The following is a 23,682-nucleotide window of genomic DNA, read 5'->3' on the forward strand; positions in this document are numbered from 1 at the left end:
TGTGATAGCATATACGGCAATTATTTCGTTTAGCATACAGCCCTCCTAATTTTCTTCTTGGAGGGCATTTTATTGCTTAACACACCCCGAAGCGATCGCCCATAAGAGTAACTAGCAACTTGGGTTAATACAGCTGGGTGCGATCATCGCTTGTACAAAGCTTGTTCAAAACCCCACGCACATATACTTTTACACTTCCCAAGCTGAGATAGAGTTTCTGGGCAGTCTGTTATTGCTATAGCCTTGGACAATTAACTCTAAGACTTGCAGTTCCCGATTTGTCAGTGGCTCTGCTTGCATAATGCTTGCTCTGGGTCAATTGCAGAGATTGTCACCGTCTGAGTAGCATTCGGTTTTACCGTCGCTGCCGCTCCTTGACGAGTATGCTTGAGAACGATACGAGCGATCGCTGGATCAATCCACGACTGACCTTCATGGGTGATATGCAGGAATGGCACGCTTAAGGCTTGTGTAGCCCCGTTAAGAGCCTCCAGGCTCTTAATGTGTTCCGAAAGGGCTGCTGCCTCTGGTTAAGCCACTGGAAGCGGCAGCCCCCCAGAATGGGTTAAGAACCTCCAGGCTCTTAACCCGTTAGAGCAAGGGCTGTATCTTAACTTAGTGCCATTTCCCTCAAAACTAACTTAGACATTGTACTAGCCAAGGAGGGGAATTCAAAGCCTCTCAAGAGCAGGAGCGAAAAGTCTGAGTGCGGGCTTGTCTCCTGATCTCCTGAATGCTCTCAAACCCTACACCACTACCTTTTCCAAGATCAGCTTAGAACGTTTTACTTGCTCAGGAATCACCACGGGATAATCTCCGGTAAAGCAGGCAGAACAGAAACTATTGGTGTCTTCTCGTGTCGCTTCTAGCATTCCTTCCCAGCTAAGATAGGCGAGGCTGTCTACTTCCAGTTGCTTGGCAATTTCTGCTACTGACTTGGTAGCAGCAATCAGCTGATCCTGAGAATCGGTATCGATGCCATAAAAGCAAGGATGAGTTACAGGCGGAGAAGAAATTCGCATATGTACCTCTATTGCACCTGCGTCACGCAAGGTTTTGACTAATTTACGGCTAGTAGTACCCCGTACAATCGAGTCGTCTACGATAATCACTCGTTTACCTGCCAGCACATCTTTGAGAGGGTTGAGTTTCATGCGGATACCCGACTCGCGCATCATTTGGGTTGGCTGAATAAAGGTTCGCCCAACATAGCGATTTTTAATCAAACCTTCGGCGTAAGATACACCAGACGCTTGAGAAAATCCGATCGCGGCAGGTATACCAGAATCAGGAACACCAAAGACAATATCAGCATCTACAGCAGATTCTTTAGCTAATTGGTGTCCTAACCGCATTCGATAGCTGTACAAACTCTCGTTGTGCATAACGCTATCAGGGCGGGCAAAGTAAATCATCTCAAAGATACACAATTTCCGCTCGGACTTTTGACTCCAATGATAGGAAGCTAAACCTTCTTCAGTAATCCAAACTAATTCACCTGGTTCTACGTCTCGCAGGTATTCGGCTCCAATGATGTCTAAACCACAAGTCTCTGAAGCTAAAACGTAACGGATTGGATTACCAGCTAAAGTGCCAATTACTAGGGGGCGAATGCCATTAGGATCGCGGACACCCATCACGCCGCTGGGAGTGCCAATGACTAAACTAAAGGCTCCTTGGCAACGGTGAAATGCCTGAATTGAACCTTCTAGCCAATCTGCGCCCGTATTTATGGCTTCTGCGATCGCAAAAGCGATCATTTCTGAGTCTGTTGTTGTAACTAACTTACATTTATTCTCAAGCAACTCTTGACGCAGTTGCACAGTATTGACTAAATTACCATTATGTGCTAGGGCTAATGAACCTAAACGAGTTTGCAGCACTGCGGGTTGGGCATTAACTTTGCGGCTAGAACCCGTGGTCGAATAACGAGTGTGACCAACAGCAAGGCTACCGGGCAATTGATCCAAGATAGATTCATTGAAAACTTGAGACACCAAGCCCATATCTTTGTAAAGATGTACTTCTGTACCCTCAAAGGTGGCAATACCAGCTGATTCTTGACCCCGATGCTGGAGGGCATACAATCCAAAGTAGGTCAGTTTAGCGACGTTTTCTCCTGGTGCGTAGATGCCAAAAACACCACAAGCTTCTTCTGGCTTGTCAGGCAGATTTTCATGACTATTGATTGGGTTGTTGTTCTGATCGGGGTATTCATCCGAAGTGACAGAATGAATAGAAATCATGCTAGCTTTGCTCCTGGTGGGGGGTCAATCAATTTTGGATTTTAGATTGACGATTTTGGATTGATCGCACCTTAGTAGGGATGCGGCTTGGGATTTGAGAGTAGCTATTTTAGATTTGTTTCGCCCACTAGGAGCAAGACATGAATCAGAAGCAACGCCTCCAATCCCAAATCCAAAATCTCAAATCGGTAGTCAAGTCACTGGGATTATATAGATGGTGGCAGAGTTCTTAACAAATCTTTAACCATCCATTAAAACAGTACCGTAATTCTGCTCAAGGAAGTAAAGAAAAGAGTGAAGAGTTAGGAGTGAGGAGTTAAGAGTTATGCTTTTTATTCCTAACTCCTCACTTTCAACTCCTAACTTTTTTAACTGGGGGTAGTGGTATGGATGGCGAGACGTCTGGCGATCGCGTGGAAATAGCGATCGTTCATATCTTCGATACTAACTTTGATTAAGGCTTGATTATCAGTGGTGAAAACCCCCAAACCCGTCTCAAAATTGCCAACTGTACCTAGTATTTGCCACTCTTGACCGAGATGTTCCTGTAAGTAGGATTCCCAAATTTCTTGTTGTGCTGATGTTACAGAAACTAAAATCCTGGCACCACCCTCGGCAAATAGCACCTCGTCGAGGCGAGGCAGTGCGGTCTTCTCCCAAGGGGAGACGCCAAAGGCGATGGGGTCTCCCCAAGTGGAGCAACTGCCGTGGTTTAATTGCGTTGGTGCGATTTCTAAATTGATTTCGGCACCAAGATTACCAGCAATACAACATTCGGCTAGAGCGATCGCCACTCCCCCCTCAGCAGAATCATGGGCTGAACGTACCCAACCATTACGAATTCCTTCACGACAAACTTTCTGGACGCGGCGTTCCAAGTCAAAATCTACCCGTGGCGGTTTTCCGGCAACAGTATTGTGGATTGTGGCTAAATATTCAGATGCTCCCAATCCAATTTGGGATTGTACAGGCAATCCCAATAAGTAAATTACATCGCCAGATCCTTGCCAACCTTGACCACAAATTTTGGTGATATCAGGAATCAAGCCCACCATACCCACAACCGGAGTGGGATAAATGGGTTGGGGGATGCCCTGAGAATCAAGAGTTTCGTTGTACAAAGAGACATTTCCGCCTGTGACTGGTGTCGCCAATTCTCGACAACCTTCCGCCAAACCGCGACAAGCTTCTGCTAATTGCCAGTAACCAATGGGTTTTTCTGGAGAGCCAAAATTTAGGTTATCTGTCACCGCCAGAGGTTCTGCACCCACACAGCTAAGATTGCGTGCAGCTTCTGCCACCACTGCCTTAGCTCCTTCGTAGGGGTCAAGATAAACATAACGAGGATTGCAATCTACTGTCGCCGCCACTCCTGATTTGGGATTTGGGGTTTGGGATTTTAGATTGGGGATTTGTTCTAGGGGGCGCAAACGGATGACGGCGGCATCTGCGCCACCTGGTAGTATTACCGTATTATTCTGTACTTGATGGTCATACTGACGATATACCCAATTTTTAGAAGCGATCGTGGGTGTATCGAGCAAAGTTAAGAGGATATCATTCCAGCTTTGCAGGCGTTCTTGAATTTCTATTCCACCAATTGTGCAATCAGGCAAAGAATCAGCAGTCCATTCCCAAGCTTTGCTTGCATATTCTGGTGCTTCTGTCAATAGCTCCCGGTTATATAGTGGGGTGTTCTCCGCCAAAGCCTCAGCAGGAATTTCTGCTGCTACTTCACCCTGGAAAAGAATCCGCACCATCGGTTCAGCGATGACAGTACCAGCCACAACGGCTTGAAGCCCCCAACGGTGAAAAATGTCGATTAATTCCTGCTCACGCCCCTTGTAGGCAACGAACAGCATTCGTTCTTGAGATTCCGAAAGCAGATATTCGTAGGGAACCATCTCCGTTTCTCTGACGGGAATTTTATCTAAATTTAGTTCAATTCCCACGCCGCCTTTTGCCGCCATCTCTGAGGTAGAACAGGTGATCCCCGCAGCTCCCATATCCTGGGCGGCGACAACTGCACCCGTCTTAAACGCCTCCAGACAAGCTTCAATTAACGACTTTTCCAAAAATGGATCACCCACTTGTACAGCAGGGCGATCGTCTATGGATTGATCGCTCAATTCTGCACTAGCAAAACTTGCACCTCCCATGCCATCGCGCCCAGTGGTGGAACCAACATAAAGCACCGGGTTGCCTAAGCCAGATGCTCCAGATTTGACGATTTCTGGTGTTTCCATCAACCCCAGTGCCATAACGTTCACCAGAGGATTACCAGAGTAAGCTGGGTCAAAGTAAACTTCGCCGCCAACAGTGGGTACTCCAACGCAATTACCATAATGGGCAATTCCCGCCACTACGCCTTGGAACAGCCTTTGAGTTTTGGCATCTTCTAAGGAACCGAAGCGCAGGGAATTTAATAGAGCAATAGGACGCGCACCCATTGTAAAAATATCTCTGAGAATACCGCCTACTCCCGTTGCTGCACCTTGAAATGGTTCTACAGCTGATGGGTGGTTATGGGATTCAATCTTAAAGGCTAGTTGGAGTCCGTCGCCCAAGTCTACAACACCAGCATTTTCACCAGGCCCCACGAGGATGCGGGGGCCATCGGTGGGAAATTGTTTGAGTAGAGGTCGAGAATTTTTATAACAGCAATGCTCTGACCACATCACACCAAACATTCCCAGTTCAGCTTTGTTGGGATGACGCCCTAACCGACGGACAATTTCTGCGTATTCTTCTGGCTTAAGACCTTCAGCAGCGATTTCTTGGGGGGAAAAGAAAGCAGGAGATGTGGCGGTCATGGGAATAATGCACCAATTGTACAGAGCATTATTCTATCGATTTACTTGCCTTGTAGGTGCAGTTATCGGATCGTTACACATAAAGAGATAGGTCAGAGTGTATTGCATACAAACGAGCGACGCCGAGTAGCCCGTCGTAGACATCGCTATATTCTTAGTTAGCCTCAAACTTCCATAAATTTACTGGAACTCAGAGATTATTCGGGTATATGCAGTTTACGTCTAACAATTAAGTGACGAGAATCACACATATCTATGATTAAGATCGTCTCCTTGCCATCCCCGACTAGGCATAATTAATGACAACTGAACTCTAGCCGAGTCATTAATAGGGAACACACTTAATCACCGACATCCTTCATCAAGGACTGTCGGTTTTTTGTATTTGGATGTTATTTGTCATTTGTCATTTGCCCCATCAGTAACTCAGCGTTAAAAAATCAATCTATGCAATGAAGTTTAAACCTAGTAAAGAGCTTATAGACAAATCGTTTCACTATTTTTACAAAACTCAATATACCTTGGTTTTATCCTACCTATATATTTTTACAAGGCTCAGTACAACTGCCCCATGCCCAATACCCATATCCATAAAATTTCCCCACAAATGGTTGGTAACTTGACAGAGATTTTGCCACAGCCACTACCAAATGTGGGGAAGGTATGAGCAAATTGGGGATCTTATTCCTATCGAGTGCTAATGTTTTGCACTCACTCTAGTGGAGTGGAAGTATATTCCTAGAACCAGCAGACACTTTGTACTAAGACATCGCTTGAATGATGTAATCAAAGTAAGGTGCTGCTTCGGCAGCGTCGTCCGTACTCAATAAACTAAGGGAAGCTGTTTTGAGGGAATTGATCGCTTCTACCATTCCAGGTACGGGAACGCCCAACGAATTGTACATTTCCCGCACACCAATCAAACCGATTTTTTCAATTGGCTCTTTGTCACCGGCAAGCACACCATAGGTAATTAGGCGTAAGTACCAGCCAAAATCGCGGATACATAGAGAGCGTTGGCGTTCTCCGTAAGCATTTCCACCAGGGGAGATAAAATCAGGACGCTTCTGCCAAAGTTGTTTGGTTGCTTCCTGAACTATCTTCTTTTCGTTTTCGGCTAAGGTAGCCGCAATCCGCGTCCGTTGTACGCCGGTTTGCAAAAAGTCTTTGATATTTTTAAGTTCGCCACTGCTGGGATAACGCAGTTCGTCGTCGGCCTTGAGAATAACTTGGCTAATTACAGTCATGATTATTGAAATCACCTGAAATATTATCTGTTAGTTTAACGAGTCGGAGGTACACAAGTGAAGGGATCGGAGCTAGTTATGTATTGAATTTATCTGTTTGGGGAATGGGGAGTGGGGAGTGGGGAGTGGGGGAGATGGGGGGGATGAGGGGGATGAGGGGGATAAAGAAAGTGTTTTCCCAATGCCTAATGACCAATGACCAATGACTAATGACTAATGACAAATAACTAATAACTAATAACTAATGACTAAAATAATTTGGCAACAGGGTGAATTAATTGAAGTGACGATCGCTAATCTGAGTGATACAGGCGATGGTGTGGGACGCGCTGATGAGCGTGTAGTGTTTGTCCCAGATACTGTTCCAGGCGATCGCGCCATTGTCCGCTTGGTTCATGTTAAACCTAAATACGCCCACGGGAAGCTCCAACAGCTATTGTCACCATCCCCCCACCGGATCCGACCCAGTTGTATTGTGGCTGACAAGTGCGGTGGTTGCCAGTGGCAGCATATTAATTATAATTACCAGCTACTAGCCAAGCAAAATCAAGTTATCCAAGCAATGGAGCGCATTGGCAATTTTATCCAACCACCAGTAGATCCCGTACTCGCCGCCCCTTCTGCTTTCGGCTACCGTAATAAATCTACATATCCTCTCTTGCTATCGGCAACAGGACAGGTACAAGCTGGTTACTATCAAAAAGGTAGTCACCAATTAATTAATTTAAATCAATGTCCAGTCCAAGATGCGCGATTAAATCCCTTACTTGCCGAAGTTAAGCAGGATATTCAACAGCAGGGTTGGCAAATTTATGACGAACAACGCCATCAAGGAAAAATTCGCCATCTCGGTTTACGCATTGGCCGACACACTGGGGAAATGTTGCTGACTTTGGTGGTGAAAGACTGGAATTTATCAGGGATTGAAACCCAAGCCCAGGAATGGTTAAAGCGCTATCCGCAGTTAGTGGGAGTGTCGCTCAACCGCAATGGCGATCGCACAAATGCTATCTTTGGATCAGAAACCCGTTGCATTGCTGGAGTCCCCCACCTCCATGAGAATTTTGCTGGGCTGGAATTTCAAGTACGCCCAGATACATTTTTCCAAGTGTATACAGAAACAGCAGAGGCACTATTGCAGGTAATTCAATCAGAACTCAATCTTCAAGGGCATGAGTTGCTAGTTGATGCCTACTGTGGTATAGGAACTTTAACTTTACCCCTCGCCAAAAAAGTACGGATTGCTACAGGATTAGAAGTGCAACCAGCAGCAGTAGAACAAGCGATCTTGAATGCCCACCGCAACGGAATTGATAATGTGACTTTCCTTGTCGGGGCAGTAGAAAAATTGCTTCCCAAAATGGGCACAATACCAGAAGTAGTAATACTCGATCCGCCACGTAAGGGGTGCGATCGCGCAGTCATCGACACTTTACGGCAATTGAAACCATCTCGGATCGTTTACGTCAGTTGTAAAGTGGCTACCCTCGCCCGCGACCTGAAATTGCTTTGTCAAGATGGTCAATATACCATCACACGGGTACAACCGGCTGATTTTTTCCCTCAAACTGCTCATGTTGAAGCTGCCGCCTTTCTTGTGCTATCAAATTTGGACAAGGGTAGTAATTCCTTTACAAAAACTGAAATTTGAAATTTTTAGTCTAGTGCATACTAAAAGATGCTAAAATTGAATTAAGGCAAAGATAAAAATTCATTTTGTTTAAATAAATTCAAGTTGCATAGGTTCTGAAAATATGAAGTGGATTGTTATGAATGATAAATCGGCAACTAACTAGAGTATGTGAATACTCTCTGAAATTAACAGCATCTTTTTAATTTGCTGACATCATTATCATCAAAGTTATTCCAGCCGATATATCTAAACAATGCCAACTTATAATTGTAGAGCCAATGCTCCCTAGCATTTTCAAAATTTAGTTTTAAAGACGCAAGTTTGAAGGCAGCATGACCACCTCAAGTTTTATCAGGGTGACTGTAATAGCAAACTGATGTCTAGCTAACTGAAAGCTATGGGGTTTCTCTTGTGATTACTATTTCACTCCGTCCAGTTGGACGTTATTGGGGCACTATTAGTTTTGCCTCAACCCTCTACCTTTGTCCCATATTAGACTTGTTGTTGGCAGAAATTCCAGCAAAGTTACAAGCGGAACTCCGTCTAGGACTTCAAGAAGCCCTAGTAAACGCAGCTAAACATGGCAATAATCTTGATCCGAGTAAAACAGTTGTAGTTCGTTTTTCCGTAATAGATAATCAATATTGGTGGATAATATCAGACCAGGGTAGCGGTTTTACTCCTTCATCTACTAGCAATGAAGAACCAACAGACTATCTTCCACCAGATGAGTCAGAAAATGGTCGTGGTTTATGTCTTCTGCATCAAATTTTTGATCAGGTAGAGTGGAACCGCAAAGGCACAGAATTGAGGCTTTGTAAACAAATGGAAAGTCGCCGAGGACTATCTCTGCGGCGGTAAGAGGAGTTAGGAGTTGGGAATTTACGCGGTGTGCAACTTTCTCTCAAACCTAACCCCCAGCCCCTTCCCTACAAGGGAAGGGGAGCAAGACTTAAAGCCTCTCCCCGCTTGTCTGACGACGGGCTGACGCCAACGGGGAGAGGAATGGAAGTGGGGTTTCAAGAATAAGTTGCACATCGCGGGAATTTAAAACTTTTAACTCATCACTCCTAACTTTTAACTTTTTCCGTGAGTCGGACAGGGAGGCGCAGAAATAGAGCGATCTAACCAACCAACTGCTTGTTCTAATCTAGCTTGAGCTTCTTGTGGCTGATTTTTTAACAGATACACAATCGCTGCTGCTACTTGTTCATTAGCGCGGGAATTGCGGTTAGACTTGAGGCGATGCCAATCGTTAGGGGAAATGGTCAGCCTTTCCATGAGGGCTTGAGCTAGTTCCAGAGTACTAAGTTCATTCAGTTGACTGGTTTTAGGCAGCTGAGTAGATTGAGACATAATTATTGGCACATTTGCATTTACTTCTACTTTACTACTTGTAAATGAAGCCGCCAAAACAATCACAGCCGTCAGAGGAAACTCCAGAACCAGATTTTGAACAAGAATTAGAGGAAGTAGAGCGATCGCTCTTATCCTTGAAAGAACGTTACAATCAAGTGCAGCGCGATCGCCAACAACAGGCACAATGGCAACAGCGTCGTGAGCAATTAAAGCACAATAAATCTCATAGACCAGAAATCAAAGCAGAGTTACGGCAAGTTCAACAGCAGTTGGAAATACTAGAACTAAACTTAGAAAGCCAGTTATTTTCTTGGCGTAGCCTCAAAAAACCTTTCTGGCAAGTCGTCCGCTTTGGTGGAATGGGCGTTATCATAGGCTGGATATTAAAGTCTTATGCTGGATAAATCCAATTTTGGATTTTGGATTTTGGATTGGGTAAGCTCGTTAAGATTCTTTAATATTTGTACTGTCTACGTTGACGAAATATAAGTTGTAAAATATGGCAAATCGACGGATTGCAGAAATATTGCGAAGTGGCCAACCTGATGAATCCCTCCAAGTGCAAGGCTGGGTGAGAACGAAACGCGATTCCAAAGGGTTTGCTTTTATTGAAGTCAATGACGGCTCATCACTAGCTAATTTGCAAGTCGTCATTAATCAAGATTTGCCAGACTATGAAGCTATATTGAAAAAACTGAATACGGGTGCTGCTGTTGAAGCAACAGGGCTACTAGTGGCTTCTCTTGGTAAAGGACAGCGAATTGAGTTGAAAGCCGAGACGGTGAAAGTTTACGGAGAAGCTGATCCCGATACATATCCCCTGCAAAAGAAACGCCATTCCTTTGAGTTTCTGCGAACTATTGGACATTTGCGATCGCGGACTAATTCCTTTGGTGCAGTTTTTCGCGTCAGAAATGCTTGTTCGACAGCAATTCACCAATTTTTCCAAGAACGAGGCTTTTTGTGGGTACACACACCCATCATTACTGCTAGCGACTGCGAAGGCGCGGGTGAACTGTTTAGCGTTACCAGTTTAGATTTGAAAAATATTCCCCGCACAGAAAACCAAGCAGTAGATTATAGCCAAGACTTTTTTGCTAAACCCACATATTTAACAGTTAGCGGCCAGTTGGAAGCGGAAGTGATGGCGATGGCTTTTTCTAACGTCTACACCTTCGGCCCTACCTTCCGTGCAGAAAACTCCAACACCTCGCGCCACCTAGCAGAATTTTGGATGGTTGAGCCAGAAATGGCTTTTTGTGACTTAGAAGGCGATATGGATTTAGCTGAGGCGTTTCTCAAACACATTTTTAAATATGTGTTGGAAACTTGTCCAGAAGACATGGAATTTTTCAATGAACGCATTGATAAGTCTGTGTTGACAACAGCCGAAAATATTATTAATAATCAGTTTGAACGGTTAACTTATACAGAAGCCATCAAACTTTTAGAAAAAGCCGATGTTAAATTTGAATATCCTGTGAGTTGGGGTTTAGATTTACAATCAGAACACGAACGGTACTTGGCTGAACAATTATTTCAAAAGCCTGCGATCGTTACAGATTATCCAGCGCAAATCAAAGCCTTTTATATGCGTTTGAACGACGATGAAAAAACCGTCCGTGCAATGGATATTCTCGCACCTAAAATTGGCGAAATTGTCGGCGGTTCCCAGCGCGAGGAACGTTTAGAAGTATTAGAACGCCGAGTGCTAGCGCAAGGGTTAAAGCCAGAAGAATTGTGGTGGTATCTTGATTTGCGTCGTTATGGTAGTGTTCCCCACGCCGGTTTTGGGTTGGGTTTTGAACGACTCGTGCAATTTATGACGGGTATGGGAAATATTCGTGATGTGATTCCCTTTCCGCGTACACCGCAAAGTGCTGAATTTTAGTTTTAAATTTTACACCTGGCCATTTATAATCCAATACGCTTGGGTTAAGCATTTCTTTCTTCTTTCAAGTCGGGGAACCCGCCCAACGCACTGGCAACTCTTTGCCTCTGTGGTTCGTCAAAAAAATTGACTTTGACAAAGGATTTTAGCCTTAACCCAAGCGTATTGATTTATAATCCAATACAGTTCAGTTAAGCATTTCTTTCTTCTCTTTGCGTCCTTGGCGTCCTTGGCGGTTCGTAAAAAAAAACTGACTTTTACTCAGAGTTTTAGCCTTAACCCAAGCGTATTGATTTATAATCGCCAGGTTTTTGACTTTTGTGGATAAAGAGAAATCCATCTCAAAACATTTATCATCAGCATAGATGATCAAAGCATTGGTAAAATCCAGCAAATGCCAGAATCTTTAGTTGAGGAAGTAAGTGATTTTATCGACTTCCTATTAATGATTAGTTAAAATTAAGATTTTTGAATCTCCTCTTGTAAAATTTGAATTTGTTCAATAGATAATTCAGTAACTTGAGCAATTTGCTCTAAACTCATTCCAATTCGCAACAAATTTAAAGCCAACTTTCTTGTTGTTTCTGCTTTACCTTTGGCTTCGCCTTTGGCTTCGCCTTCTTCTAGGATTTCTTGATAAATGACTGATTCGCGCATAATCTCACTCCTGAAAATCTTCTTAATTACATCTTTTTTTAACACCAGACCTGCTAGAATTCCACTTGCAGCAGCTATATTTCTTTGTAGCTGGCGATCGCTAATCGCTTCAACCGCTTTGGCTACTTGGGTTAATACCATTGTAGGATCGTTTGTCTGACTTAGCACGGCAAAGGGTAATAGACCTGGAACACTCATAAACCTGTCTGTCGGTTGTTCCCACAGACGTATTACTTCAAACTGATGGTAGGTGTTGTTTAACTTAAAACTGTTTTCACTGACTAATTCTGAACTTGTTTTTCTCAAATAGATTACTATTTGACGCATTTCTTTGTTAGGAAAGCGGCGATAAACCCTAACCCGATAATCTAACATCCGAAAGGGAATATCTTCATCAGGGTCTGTTTGAAATTCGGTATGTAGAACTAAATCATCAGATTGCAATAGAATTAATGAATCGGCGCGAATTGGTTCGTTTGATAACTCAGTCGGGCTAAGTTCTGTTAATTTAATCGGTGAACCTAGTAACCAAGTTGCCAAATCATCTTTGAAGTTTTCAGCAATGAATTTACAAATATTATCATACATAGCAGTCTTAAATAGAGGGTATCATATCATGTCCGTATAATTAGTTATGATTCTCACAGTCATTGCAACCCACACGCCAGATTGGTATTATATAACTTGGCTTCCATGTATTTATATTGAAGTTTAGAAAGATAATCTTGCAGTTATTAAATTTTAAATTTCATACACAATAAATTAGGGGTATAACAATTGTTGTACCCCTAGAGATTTACTATATTTAATCTGCTCGAAAACCACTATAGAATAACAATTAACCTCATAACTACCGAATTATGAGCAGTTCTTCACATTTACTATATCTAGATTAAAGTTTACAAAGGCAAATACTTTCTTGCCTGCCTGCGTGGGATAAGTGACGCTAGTACAGTATAGCGGAAATCAACCCACGATTATGAACTTTGAAACCAATCATCATTTGCAGCCTTGAGAAATGGTAGGCGTATTTACGCCGCACGTTACTAGTGTTAAAAAAATTGTGAAAAGTAAAACCCTCATCCCAGAAGTCGAGTAGGAAGCTAGAATGGCAATTCCAAATAAACAAGTAAAATCTAATACTGATATTTTAGATAATAGACGCACCCAAACTCGTATCCAAGTTCGCATTCCTAAAGACTTGCATGAGGAACCAGTCATTTCACGACTGGTTTCTCAGTATGATGTCACAGTCATTATTGCTGATGCTCAGGTAAGCGCAAACGTGCCACAATATAGCTGCTTCGACCTGGAACTACGGGGCACTGTTTCCCAGATTGAAAGCGCCCTAACTTACCTGGATGAACTGGATTTAGAAATTTTGCACCAATCCAGCCCTGAAGAAGATGGTTGGTAGATTTAGTTAGGAGTTAGGAGTTAGGAGTTAGGAGTTAAAAAATTCATAACTCCTAACTTTTAACTTTTAACTCCTAACTTTGTTTAAGCCATTTGATTTTCAATCGCCCACCGCGCTAATTCAGTGCGGTTGTGGAGATTGGTTTTGCCCAACATATTGGACACATGGCTTTCAACCGTGCGCTGACTTACATTTAGTTCTTCAGCAATTTCCCGGTTAGCTAAACCCCTAGCGACAAACTGGACTACTTTCAGTTCGGTTGGGGTTAACTGTACATCGAAGGGAACCTGGATACGGGAACCGTTTTCGCCTCCTTTTGCTTGGTGTTCTTTCCAACGGATAGTTTGTTTCAGCGAGGATTCAACTTGCGCTACGAGTTCTTCTGGTTCAAAGGGTTTGACCATATAAACATCAGCACCTTTATTCAGACCCTTAACTCGGTCTGCACTTTGTCCCTTAGCTGAAAGGAAAAGAACCGGAATCCAGCTGGTGCGTTCGTTTTGCCGGACTTGTTCCACAAAAGTATATCCGTCCATTTCCGGCATCATCACGTCGCAGATGATCATGTCTGGAACATCTTGCTCTAAAATTTCCAGAGCTTCACGTCCATTTTCGGCGGTGATGACTTCATATCCCCGGAATTCTAAGTAATCCTTCACCAGCAAGATGAGGTTAGGGTCATCATCAATCAATAGAAGTCGTTTGTGATCTTTCATGCTGGGCTCTTTCATAGCAGTGGCACTTGTCGCGCTTCGGTCCATCAAGGTCTTGAATATTTATCCTCTATGGTGGGTTATTTCGAGATGTTGTCCTTTTTCCTACTTAACTTGCCTTTGCTGTCTCGAAGTCTCAAAAATGCCGAGTACCTTCAATAGACTAGTAGCTCGATAGCAAAAGTCCAGCAAGGATACGTATAGCAGTAGTATCTATAATGCGTTATTATATATCGCATTGAAAGTGGCGGGCGAAAAAACACTGATTAAATAATAATCCTTCTGACTCACAAGTAAGTATTGGCTTAAAGATGACCCTACCTCAAAACCAACCCGCACTTTCTTAAAGCTTACTGCTATACCATGTCCTTCGGTTGTTAAGCCTCTATGAGCTGTTCACAATAAACTAGGGAGGTTTCTGGCAAAGGATGGTTAAAAACGCATATTCTTCTACCACCTTATTGCCTATTAAGTGTTCTTGGATGAACCGCTCAATAACTTCCGAGTTTGCTTGGCGATACCAGACTCCATCAGGGGAAACCACCATTATGAGTCCAGAACAACAAACACGCAAGCAGTTGGCTTTAGTTCTAAAGACGCAAATGGCATGACTCTGTTGCGGCTCATTGACTTTTAACTCTTTAAGTCGCTTTCTTAAGTATTCCTAGGATTCCAGACTAGCTTGTTTTGAGCAGTAATTACCAATTGTCTAGTCAGCGCAAATAAAAGTGTGTCGCTGAATTTTTGCAAATCCTAAACTTTCTACACGATGACTTAGGGTCTTATGTTGTAGAGACTTAGTGGTTTTAGGGTTTTGATGGCTCGACTGGATTACTGTATTGTTACTCATCGAGCGGCTCCCTGATTACAGTTCTATAACAATTTTCAAACTTTGCAAATAAAGTTGGCTGAGAAAGGGAGTAGGGAAAAATTTTTATAACTCCTAACTCCCTAGTAGAGACGCGATTAATCGTGTGTCTCCCTACTCTCTTCGTAACTTACGGAACAGAACCTGAAAACTAGAACTAATTAAGCATTTATACTCAAGTAAATTTCTGATCCTATAGTTCGGGAACCCGTACTCAAGGAATTCTTGCCATTGGATGCTATTTTTCGGTAGATTAGCACTCAGGAGTTGAGAGTGCTAAAGTCTGGAGAAAATAATTATGGCAGCTTTATCTCTAAGCGTTTCTACAGTTAAACCCTTGGGCGATCGCGTTTTTGTAAAAGTGAGCGCCTCTGAGGAAAAGACCGCAGGTGGTCTGTATTTGCCCGATACCGCCAAGGAAAAGCCCCAGGTAGGGGAAGTAGTGGCCCTTGGCCCTGGCAAGCGTAATGACGACGGAAACCGTCAGGAATTGGAAATTAAAGTTGGCGATAAGGTGCTGTACTCCAAGTACGCTGGCACCGACATTAAACTCGGCACCGAAGAATATGTGCTGCTTTCTGAAAAAGATATTTTAGCAGTCGTTATTTAGTGGTCATTAGTCATTAGCCAATGACAAAGGACAAATGACGAAGGACAAAAGACAAATGACAAAGGACAACTAATCAATTATGGCAAAGCGCATTATCTACAACGAAAACGCCCGTCGCGCCTTGGAACGAGGCATTGACATCCTGGCTGAGGCTGTAGCTGTTACCCTTGGGCCCAAAGGCCGTAACGTAGTCCTAGAAAAGAAATTTGGCGCACCGCAAATTGTCAATGACGGTGTAACCATTGCCAAAGAAATCGAATTAGAAGATCACATTGAAAACACTGGTGTAGCTCTGATTCGTCAAGCTGCTTCTAAGACCAACGATGCTGCGGGCGATGGCACTACAACTGCCACCGTTTTAGCTCATGCGATCGTCAAAGAAGGCTTGCGGAACGTTGCAGCTGGTGCTAATGCGATTTCCCTCAAGCGCGGTATAGACAAAGCGACTGCCTTCCTCGTAGAAAAAATTGCTGAACACGCCCGTCCAGTAGAAGATTCCAAAGCCATTGCCCAAGTTGGTGCAATCTCGGCTGGTAATGACGAAGAAGTCGGTCAAATGATTGCCCAAGCAATGGACAAGGTGGGTAAGGAAGGCGTAATTTCCCTAGAAGAAGGGAAATCTATGTTCACCGAATTGGAAATCACTGAAGGGATGCGCTTTGACAAAGGCTACATCTCTCCCTATTTCGCTACTGACCCTGAGCGGATGGAAGCGGTTTTCGATGAACCTTTCTTACTGCTGACAGATAAGAAAATTGCCCTGGTACAAGACCTAGTACCAGTTTTAGAGCAAGTAGCTCGTGCTGGTCGTCCTTTAGTGATTATCGCTGAAGATATTGAAAAAGAAGCTTTGGCAACCTTAGTAGTAAACCGTTTGCGCGGTGTACTCAACGTGGCTGCTGTTAAGGCTCCTGGCTTTGGCGATCGCCGCAAAGCACTACTAGAAGACATTGCTGTTTTAACTGGTGGTCAACTAGTTACCGAAGATGCTGGTTTGAAGCTAGATAACACCAAGCTAGATAGCCTGGGTAAAGCTCGCCGGATCACCATTACCAAGGACAGCACCACAATTGTTGCCGAAGGTAACGAAGTTGCTGTTAAGGCTCGTGTCGAACAGATTCGTCGTCAAATCGATGAAACCGAATCTTCTTACGACAAAGAGAAACTACAAGAGCGTCTTGCTAAACTCTCTGGTGGTGTTGCTGTGGTGAAAGTTGGTGCAGCGACGGAAACCGAAATGAAAGACAAGAAGCTGCGCCTAGAAGACGCTATCAACGCCACCAAAGCTGCTGTGGAAGAAGGTATTGTTCCTGGCGGTGGTACAACTCTGGCTCACCTAGCTCCTGAATTGGAAGATTGGGCAAAGAGCAATCTTAAAGATGAAGAGTTGATTGGTGCTTTGATTGTCGTTCGCGCCTTACCTGCACCTCTGAAGCGGATTGCTGAAAACGCCGGTCAGAATGGTGCCGTGATCGCTGAACGCGTGAAAGAGAAAGACTTCAACGTTGGCTACAATGCTGCGACAAACGAATTCGTCGATTTGTTAGCGGCTGGTATTGTTGACCCTGCGAAAGTGACTCGTTCTGCTCTGCAAAACGCTGCTTCCATCGCTGGTATGGTGTTGACAACCGAATGTATTATAGTTGACAAGCCTGAGCCTAAAGATGGTGCTCCTGCTGGCGCTGGTGCTGGTGGCGGTGACTTCGATTACTAATACTTTGTAGTTACATAATTTATAAAAACGGCTGCTTCCTTTATGGAGGCGGCTGTTTTTTTTGTGTCAAGATTCAGGTGTTTCAAACGAAAAAATAACGAAATGGAAGATTACCAAGCCGCTTTTATGCAGCGTCACTTTGATACTGAAATATTATGTAGAAAAGAATCGGAAAGAAGAGTAGCCGCTATGCACTTTGGAGGTGTAACCATTGAGTGTTTATTAAAAGCAATGATTTTTGCTACCTTACCAAAGGGTGCAACTCAGGAATGGAAGACAGATTCTACTAATCCTGGGCATACTATTACTAATCCGGCACATAGTTACATAGAAGCATTAAAGCGGCACAATCGACTTAAATCTAGAATTGATAATCTTCCTGAAGTGCGAAAATGGCTTGATGAAGTGGAAAATCCAAATAGCCAAAATTTTATAGATATGCGTTATTGTGGCCTTGAGCCTGATGATGAAAGTTACAAACGTTGGTTAAAAGCTTATCGGAGTCTCAAAGGGTGGTTACAAAAGCAAGCTACTCAACTTTAAAGAGGTGGTTGAATGCAGGAAAGTTGGCAGGTTTTGCTAAAGAAAGAAATTACAAACCAATATGTGCATAATTCACAAGAATGGGTTGATTTAAATATTTCTACATCAGGTTTATTGAATTTGACTATTGTAAGCGATCGCTTTATTAACTTATCTATTCCTCAACGCAAAGAACAAATTTCTAACTTATTTAAATCGCAAGTTCCTCATTTATCTCCTGGGTTTATTTCCTTATATACGCCTCAAGAAGCAGATTCACTAAATCTTTCAGCACCACAGGCTTTTAATACAGCTTCAGTACAAACTTGGCAAGATTTAGCAATTCAAGCAACAAATCCGCAAAATCAACCTCAACTTCCGCAGCGTGAACCCAGTTTACCCAGAACCGTAACCTTTTATTCCTTTAAAGGAGGAGTAGGTAGAACTACTGCATTAACCCATGTTGCCTCAATTTTGGCAATGCGTGGTCTTAAAGTCATAGCTGTGGATTTAGATTTAGAAGCACCAGGCTTGAGTACAGCATTCAATCTCAAACCGCAACCAAAGTATGGAATAGTTGACTATTTTTATGAGCGTTCCTACTTACCAGAAGATGTAGAACCAAGTATTTCAATTGCTGAAATATTTGGTGAAGTGAAAATCTCTAACGCTACAGGCAGATTATTTGTTGTTCCTGCTGGTTATCTTAATCTTGATTATGTCTCCAAAGTTGATGATCTTCATGCTACTACTATTATTGATGGAGATCAAAGTCTTTGGTCTGTTTTTAAACGTGAAATTTACGAACAATTAAAACCTGATATTATCTTAATTGATTCGAGAACTGGAATCAATCAATGGGGGGCTTTATCATTAATTCAAGCAGCTGACGAAGCAATTGTATTTCTTTTTCCTAATGAGCAAAATAAACAAGGAATAGAACTGCTAATACAATCACTACAATGGGTAAAAAATTTATCAATTAATTTTGTTTTTTCTCCGGTTCCTGATGTTACCGAGATTGGTTTATCAAAAGTAAAACAAATTTGGTACTCATTGCTTAACAGATTAAATATGGTAACAAATGAAAACTATGAAACAGATGAAGATGAGCCAGATTTAGATAATTCTCAAACTCCAATAGAAAAACTTTTAGTAGTCCCTTATCTTTTGCCAATCGCTTTGGCTGATAGCTATCCTGTACAAGGTATGCAAGATTACTACACAAAAATTGCTAACTTAATTGATGAAAAAACTGACGAACTCAAACGTAGCAATGTTTTAAATACAATCGATCATCGATGGAATATTATTCAAAGTCTGCAATTCCCTGAAGTAAATGCTGCTGATCCAAGACAAGATTTGAATCTATTATTTCAGCGTACTACTGATTTTGAAAGATTTTTAGACGATACAACCTGCCTAATTAGAGGGCGAAAAGGTACAGGAAAAACTGCACTTTATTGGCTTTTTCTAAAACACAAAAGTGTTGCTCAAAAACTAGCTCATGGACGGTTAGATAATACTGTATTTTTGTCAGCACATGGTAGATTTCAGGAAAGTCGTCCAACTCGTGATGAATTTCAAATCATCCATGAAACGTTACAACAAAATAGAGGCACATGGGAAGCTTTCTGGAGAGCTTATTTACTACTTAGATCTCATCAGGAAAATTTGTTTAACTTTCCTAAAGGAAAGAAAAGCGCAAAGTATAGTGAATTGAGGAAAATTATTAATAATTTTCCTCAAGAAAGATGGCAGTCTGAATCTACTCAAGTTTTGTTAGAATTATCTACTAACTCTGAACTACGGCTCATAGTTAAAGATGCCATAGATATTCTACTTAATGAAGAAGCCAAAAATAATTCTCGAAAACTGTGGTTTCTTTACGATGATTTAGATGAAGATTTTCCGGAAGTAGGAGGAATAAGACAGCAAGCACTCACTGGATTATTTCAATTAGTCCAATCTTGTGATGCTAACAGATTAACAGAAATTAGATTTAAAATATTCTTAAGAGAAGATATATGGAATCGTTTAAGTTTTGACAATAAAAGTCATTTTACTGGACGAGATATTATCTTACAGTGGACTAGGATTGATTTTTTACGATTAGCACTTCGTCAAGCAATACAATCTGAAGATTTCAAGAATTTGGTTGACCGTATTTCTCCTGTCGCTTTTGAAAGTATTGATCAAGCTACAGAAGAGGCAATTGATAAAGCCTTAGAATTACTGTGGGGAAGTCGTCGGCGAGGTGGAAATAGAGCTAAAAATGTATCTCGATGGGTTTATGAACGATTAACAGACTCAAGTAGCACTACTTTTCCTCGGAGTTTAAGTATATTACTGAAAGGAGCAAAAGAACAAGAACTAAGCTATAAGGGACAATCATCAAGCAAATTTCGTACAGACCGCCTACTTCAAGGAAAATCCTTAGAATTTGGTTTGAAAAAAGCATCAGAAAAGCGGTGTGAAGAAATTAAAGAGGAATACCCTGATTTGACTAAATTTTTTGATTCTCTTAAGGGTAAATTAGCCTTCTTATCTAAAGAACAGTTACAAACAGTATGGCAAGAGTCAGCACATGATATAGCAGACTTTGAAGAATTTGCTTCTTTTTTAAGTGAAATTGGCATTATTGAATGGCGCGAAAAAGAGAAACGGTATAAGGTTGCTGATATCTATGTATATGGTTTTGAAATGGATCGTAGAGGCGCGGTATAAAAATATTTTTTATTTTATATTTCAGGTTGTATAGAACTTCTCGCAGGTTTGAGGTTTTAAAAATATTTGGTTCGGCAATTTTTGCGGGAGGATATTATGAAAGAGTCTGTAATTTATCAAGATATCGTTCAAAAGGAAGCGTTTAAATTGATTAGTCGTCAGCTTAAACGGCGTTTTGGTGATATTGATGCATCATTAGTTGAACAGGTTCGGAATTTATCTGCTGAACAGTTAGAGGAGTTGGGAGAAGATTTGCTTGATTTTTCTGAAGTTGCTGATTTGGTAGCATGGTTAGAATAGCAGGAACAAGCTTAATCAAAATGAACACAAACCCTTTATTATTAAGAGCGGTTAAGAAAATCTTCAGGTTCAATACCAGCTTGCTTTAAAATTGCACGTAATGTTCCTTCCGGCATATCACCAGAATGATTGGGAATAGTAGTGTAACGATTAGTTTCAGAATTAAACCAGATTTCATGACTCCCTGCGGCTTGACGATGAAAAACAAAGCCAAAGGTTTTTAATATTTTGATAATCTCTCTGTAGCTAAACCCAGCTAGCCGTCCCATAAATTGACTACTGGCCTACAACTAAAGGATAGTTAAATTGTTCAGCTATTGGTTGCAAATAATCTAGTTCTTGATTCTGAGATTGTGCTTCTAATAACTTACGCGCTACATCACGAGCAATTTCTAAAGTTTCAGCAACAGTCCGTCCTTGAGCTACTAAACCTTGAAGTTCATCAGATGTTGCTAAATAAACACCTTCTGGTAGTTTTTCAATGTGGATGTTTAGCAATCTTTCCATTATTGTATATAGATGTTAATGTTTGGAGCGGTTTAATTGTTATGATATCGCTTTTTTGAAGTACAGCGATGTCTACGACGGGCTACGCCTACGTACTTCTACTTTTATATAAAAACCCATGAGCCAAATTAATCCTGAAACAACCCCCTTACATACCTTAAACCCACTCAACCGATTTTATGATAGAGCAGAGGATTATGTAAAATATCGACCAAGCTATCCCGCAGATGCAATTGATATTATCTTGGAAGGATTAGGTGAAAGTTCACAACTCGCAGCAGCAGATATTGGTGCAGGTACAGGAATTGCTTCAAGACTGTTAGCTGAACGCGGAGTTAATGTCATAGCCATAGAACCAAACGCAGCGATGCGAGAAGCTGCTGAACTACATCCTTTGATAGAGTTTCGTGATGGAACAGCAGAATTTACCCAACTACCTGATAATTCAGTTGATTTAGTTACTTGTTTTCAAGCTTTCCACTGGTTCAATCCGGAACCAACTTTATTGGAATTTTACCGCATTTTAAAACCATCAGCACGCTTGGCTGTGGTGTGGAATAACCGCGATAAAGAAGATGCCTTAACTACAGAATATAGCCGAATAGTCCGCGAAGCATCTAATAATCACCCAGCAGAATCTCGAATGCAGTCGGTAGAGCCATTGTTAGTAACTTCTCATTTTACTAACATCCACGAATATAATTTTACTTATAGGCAACAGCTAGATTTAACTGGACTGATTGGCCGAGCAATGAGTGTTTCTTACCTCCCACGTGAAGGTTTGGGATATGAACATCTTATTAATAATTTTCAAGAATTATATCAGCGCTTTCGTGATGAAAGTGGTTTTGTCTATATAGTCTATTGCACTAGCGTACACCTTGGCGAAGTAATTTAAAAATAAAAATATCTAAATGACCTGCAACTCACAAACAGCAGAAGGTTGGCATGGGAAACTTAATTTAGTCTATGCCGATCGCCAGGATAAAACCCAATTAATTTACAATCACCAACAAGCGCCCCTGAAGGTACAACGCCCATTCTATCCAGAAGGGGAAAAAGTTTGTCATAGCGTAATTTTACACACAGCCGGGGGAATAGTGGGAGGCGATCGCCTTTCCTCGAACATCCACCTCCAACCCCAAGCCCAAGCCTTAATCACCACGGCTGCTGCTAGCAAGATATATCGCAGTAATGGCTTACAAGCTACGCAAACCATCCAAATGCAAGTTGATGCTGGTGCTTGTTTAGAATGGCTACCCCAAGAGACAATTTTATTTAACGGTGGGATTTATCGGCAAGATTTACGGGTAGAATTAGCAACCGGGGGCAGTTGGTTCGGCTGGGAAATTACCCGATTTGGTCGCAGCGCTAGAGGAGAAAAATTCTTACAGGGAGAATGGCGATCGCACACCGAAATTTGGCAACAAGATGTTCCATTATGGATTGATCGGCAATACTTACCGGGTAGCGAAGAAACTTTTCACAGTCCTCATGGCTTGGCTGGAAAACCAATCGTCGGTAGTCTAGTTTGGGTTGGTGGTGCAGTTTCAGGAGAAATTGTGGAAAAAACGCGAAATTTATGGCGTGGGGAAGGAGAAGCGGGTGTTAGCCCATTACAACATGGGTTATTGTGTCGATATCGCGGTGCTTCTACATCTGAGGTGAGAAAGTGGTTTATTGATGTTTGGCAATTGCTACGAGTTTCTTTTTTGAATCGTGGTAATTGTATACCAAGAGTGTGGCAGATTTGAACGAACCACTCCAGGCGCAGAGAACACAGAGGAGATAGGAATGCAACTGACACCGCAGGAAAAAGATAAGCTATTAATTTTTACAGCTGCTTTATTAGCAGAAAGACGTAAAGGAAGGGGTTTAAAACTGAATTATCCCGAAGCGATCGCTTATATTTCTGCTGCGATTTTAGAAGGTGCAAGAGATGGACAAACTGTGGCTGAATTAATGAGTTATGGTACAACTTTATTGACTCGGAATGATGTCATGGAAGGGATACCTGAAATGGTGGAGGAAGTGCAGGTTGAAGCAACTTTTCCTGATGGCACAAAGTTAGTGACAGTACATAATCCAATTCGTTAATTTGGAGATTTTAAATTTATTATGATTCCTGGCGAAATTATCACACCACTAGGTGAAATTGAACTAAATGTTGGTCGTCCAACCATCAAATTGCAAGTATCAAATACAGGCGATCGCCCCATACAAGTTGGTTCCCATTATCACTTTTATGAAGTTAACACCGCCTTAAACTTTGACAGAGAACAAGCGCGAGGAATGCGCCTCGATATCCCCGCCGGAACAGCAGTCCGCTTTGAACCAGGCGACGAAAAACAAATAACTCTAATCCCCCTCGTTGGTACTCGCCAAGTCTACGGCTTCAACGCCAAAATAAACAGAAACCTCTAAAAACCTCCGCGTACCTCCGCGCTTCCCTCCGCGT

The 23,682-nt window shown here is 42.2% G+C and carries 26 protein-coding genes; 16 read left to right on the forward strand and 10 right to left on the reverse strand.

Features of this window, described 5'->3' with window-relative positions:
* Positions 1-189 precede the first annotated feature (189 nt).
* The 5 genes from LC605_RS08095 to LC605_RS08115 form a co-directional block, all read right to left on the reverse strand.
* Positions 190-300 carry a LuxR C-terminal-related transcriptional regulator gene (locus LC605_RS08095; RefSeq protein WP_229547055.1) on the reverse strand — a complete coding sequence of 37 codons (111 nt, stop codon included), beginning with the start codon at positions 298-300 and terminating at the stop codon, positions 190-192.
* Positions 282-458, reverse strand: coding sequence for a hypothetical protein (locus LC605_RS08100; RefSeq protein ID WP_229547056.1), 177 nt, complete (start codon positions 456-458; stop codon positions 282-284). Before LC605_RS08100 ends, LC605_RS08095 begins: the two co-directional genes overlap by 19 nt.
* 288 nt (positions 459-746) lie before the next feature.
* Positions 747-2,246, reverse strand: a complete 1,500-nt coding sequence (purF, locus tag LC605_RS08105) for an amidophosphoribosyltransferase (RefSeq protein ID WP_229547057.1) — start codon at positions 2,244-2,246, stop codon at positions 747-749.
* 368 nt (positions 2,247-2,614) lie between these two features.
* The gene (gene purL / locus LC605_RS08110) at positions 2,615-5,059 is read right to left on the reverse strand and encodes a phosphoribosylformylglycinamidine synthase subunit PurL (protein WP_229547058.1); all 2,445 of its coding nucleotides are present in this window, start codon (positions 5,057-5,059) and stop codon (positions 2,615-2,617) included.
* Between the two features lie 761 nt (positions 5,060-5,820).
* Positions 5,821-6,306 (reverse strand): allophycocyanin subunit alpha-B, encoded by a 486-nt coding sequence (locus LC605_RS08115; protein WP_229547059.1) that lies wholly within the window; start codon positions 6,304-6,306, stop codon positions 5,821-5,823.
* 244 nt (positions 6,307-6,550) lie between these two features.
* Here LC605_RS08115 and rlmD point away from each other — a divergent pair, with 244 nt between their 5' ends.
* Both rlmD and LC605_RS08125 read left to right on the forward strand, forming a co-directional pair.
* Entirely contained in the window at positions 6,551-7,957 is a 1,407-nt protein-coding gene (gene rlmD, locus LC605_RS08120; RefSeq protein ID WP_229547060.1) for a 23S rRNA (uracil(1939)-C(5))-methyltransferase RlmD, read from the forward strand.
* 393 nt (positions 7,958-8,350) lie between these two features.
* Positions 8,351-8,800, forward strand: coding sequence for an anti-sigma regulatory factor (locus LC605_RS08125; protein ID WP_229547061.1), 450 nt, complete (start codon positions 8,351-8,353; stop codon positions 8,798-8,800).
* A gap of 216 nt (positions 8,801-9,016) precedes the next feature.
* Here the strand turns inward: LC605_RS08125 and LC605_RS08130 are convergent, their stop codons facing one another.
* The gene (locus tag LC605_RS08130; protein WP_229547062.1) at positions 9,017-9,295 is read right to left on the reverse strand and encodes a DUF6439 family protein; all 279 of its coding nucleotides are present in this window, start codon (positions 9,293-9,295) and stop codon (positions 9,017-9,019) included.
* 44 nt (positions 9,296-9,339) lie between these two features.
* On the opposite strand from LC605_RS08130, the gene LC605_RS08135 reads away from it, so the two are divergent.
* The 3 genes from LC605_RS08135 (at position 9,340) to LC605_RS34135 (ending at position 11,646) form a co-directional block, all read left to right on the forward strand.
* On the forward strand, positions 9,340-9,702 hold the full coding sequence (locus LC605_RS08135) for a hypothetical protein (RefSeq protein ID WP_229547063.1): 363 nt from the start codon (positions 9,340-9,342) through the stop codon (positions 9,700-9,702).
* A 95-nt stretch (positions 9,703-9,797) separates the two neighbouring features.
* Positions 9,798-11,189, forward strand: a complete 1,392-nt coding sequence (gene asnS, locus LC605_RS08140) for an asparagine--tRNA ligase (RefSeq protein ID WP_229547064.1) — start codon at positions 9,798-9,800, stop codon at positions 11,187-11,189.
* Positions 11,190-11,574: 385 nt separating this feature from the next.
* Entirely contained in the window at positions 11,575-11,646 is a 72-nt protein-coding gene (locus LC605_RS34135) for a hypothetical protein (protein WP_369010350.1), read from the forward strand.
* A gap of 2 nt (positions 11,647-11,648) precedes the next feature.
* Here LC605_RS34135 and LC605_RS08145 read toward each other — a convergent pair whose 3' ends face one another.
* Positions 11,649-12,434: an Rpn family recombination-promoting nuclease/putative transposase gene (locus tag LC605_RS08145; protein WP_229547065.1), complete on the reverse strand. Its 786-nt coding sequence runs from the start codon at positions 12,432-12,434 to the stop codon at positions 11,649-11,651.
* A gap of 520 nt (positions 12,435-12,954) precedes the next feature.
* On the opposite strand from LC605_RS08145, the gene LC605_RS08150 reads away from it, so the two are divergent.
* Positions 12,955-13,263, forward strand: a complete 309-nt coding sequence (locus tag LC605_RS08150; protein ID WP_229547066.1) for an NIL domain-containing protein — start codon at positions 12,955-12,957, stop codon at positions 13,261-13,263.
* Positions 13,264-13,346: 83 nt separating this feature from the next.
* On the opposite strand, the gene LC605_RS08155 is transcribed toward LC605_RS08150, so the two are convergent.
* The gene (locus LC605_RS08155; RefSeq protein WP_012407592.1) at positions 13,347-14,024 is read right to left on the reverse strand and encodes a response regulator transcription factor; all 678 of its coding nucleotides are present in this window, start codon (positions 14,022-14,024) and stop codon (positions 13,347-13,349) included.
* 380 nt (positions 14,025-14,404) lie between these two features.
* On the opposite strand from LC605_RS08155, the gene LC605_RS08160 reads away from it, so the two are divergent.
* From LC605_RS08160 to LC605_RS08185, 6 genes are all read left to right on the forward strand, one after another.
* Entirely contained in the window at positions 14,405-14,587 is a 183-nt protein-coding gene (locus LC605_RS08160; protein ID WP_229547067.1) for a hypothetical protein, read from the forward strand.
* 555 nt (positions 14,588-15,142) lie between these two features.
* The gene (gene groES / locus LC605_RS08165) at positions 15,143-15,454 is read left to right on the forward strand and encodes a co-chaperone GroES (RefSeq protein WP_094348596.1); all 312 of its coding nucleotides are present in this window, start codon (positions 15,143-15,145) and stop codon (positions 15,452-15,454) included.
* A gap of 79 nt (positions 15,455-15,533) precedes the next feature.
* Positions 15,534-17,168, forward strand: coding sequence for a chaperonin GroEL (groL, locus tag LC605_RS08170; RefSeq protein WP_229547068.1), 1,635 nt, complete (start codon positions 15,534-15,536; stop codon positions 17,166-17,168).
* Between the two features lie 102 nt (positions 17,169-17,270).
* Positions 17,271-17,711, forward strand: a complete 441-nt coding sequence (locus LC605_RS08175; RefSeq protein ID WP_229547069.1) for a hypothetical protein — start codon at positions 17,271-17,273, stop codon at positions 17,709-17,711.
* A 12-nt stretch (positions 17,712-17,723) separates the two neighbouring features.
* Entirely contained in the window at positions 17,724-20,417 is a 2,694-nt protein-coding gene (locus tag LC605_RS08180; RefSeq protein WP_229547070.1) for an AAA family ATPase, read from the forward strand.
* 96 nt (positions 20,418-20,513) lie between these two features.
* Entirely contained in the window at positions 20,514-20,717 is a 204-nt protein-coding gene (locus LC605_RS08185; protein WP_306426849.1) for a DUF4351 domain-containing protein, read from the forward strand.
* Between the two features lie 41 nt (positions 20,718-20,758).
* On the opposite strand, the gene LC605_RS08190 is transcribed toward LC605_RS08185, so the two are convergent.
* Both LC605_RS08190 and LC605_RS08195 read right to left on the reverse strand, forming a co-directional pair.
* Positions 20,759-20,986 carry a type II toxin-antitoxin system HicA family toxin gene (locus LC605_RS08190; protein ID WP_229547071.1) on the reverse strand — a complete coding sequence of 76 codons (228 nt, stop codon included), beginning with the start codon at positions 20,984-20,986 and terminating at the stop codon, positions 20,759-20,761.
* Between the two features lie 7 nt (positions 20,987-20,993).
* Positions 20,994-21,224, reverse strand: a complete 231-nt coding sequence (locus LC605_RS08195; protein WP_229547072.1) for a type II toxin-antitoxin system HicB family antitoxin — start codon at positions 21,222-21,224, stop codon at positions 20,994-20,996.
* Between the two features lie 118 nt (positions 21,225-21,342).
* Here LC605_RS08195 and LC605_RS08200 point away from each other — a divergent pair, with 118 nt between their 5' ends.
* Genes LC605_RS08200 through LC605_RS08215 form a run of 4 tightly spaced genes read left to right on the forward strand, consistent with a single transcriptional unit; the run spans position 21,343 to position 23,648 of the window.
* Positions 21,343-22,122 (forward strand): class I SAM-dependent methyltransferase, encoded by a 780-nt coding sequence (locus tag LC605_RS08200; protein WP_229547073.1) that lies wholly within the window; start codon positions 21,343-21,345, stop codon positions 22,120-22,122.
* Between the two features lie 16 nt (positions 22,123-22,138).
* The gene (locus tag LC605_RS08205; RefSeq protein WP_229547074.1) at positions 22,139-22,978 is read left to right on the forward strand and encodes an urease accessory protein UreD; all 840 of its coding nucleotides are present in this window, start codon (positions 22,139-22,141) and stop codon (positions 22,976-22,978) included.
* 40 nt (positions 22,979-23,018) lie between these two features.
* Positions 23,019-23,321: an urease subunit gamma gene (ureA, locus tag LC605_RS08210; RefSeq protein WP_229547075.1), complete on the forward strand. Its 303-nt coding sequence runs from the start codon at positions 23,019-23,021 to the stop codon at positions 23,319-23,321.
* Between the two features lie 21 nt (positions 23,322-23,342).
* A complete protein-coding gene (locus tag LC605_RS08215; protein ID WP_229547076.1) occupies positions 23,343-23,648 on the forward strand; it encodes an urease subunit beta in 306 nt (101 codons plus the stop codon).
* Positions 23,649-23,682 lie beyond the last annotated feature (34 nt).

Source organism: Nostoc sp. CHAB 5836, from assembly GCF_020829445.1.
Lineage (GTDB): Bacteria > Cyanobacteriota > Cyanobacteriia > Cyanobacteriales > Nostocaceae > Nostoc.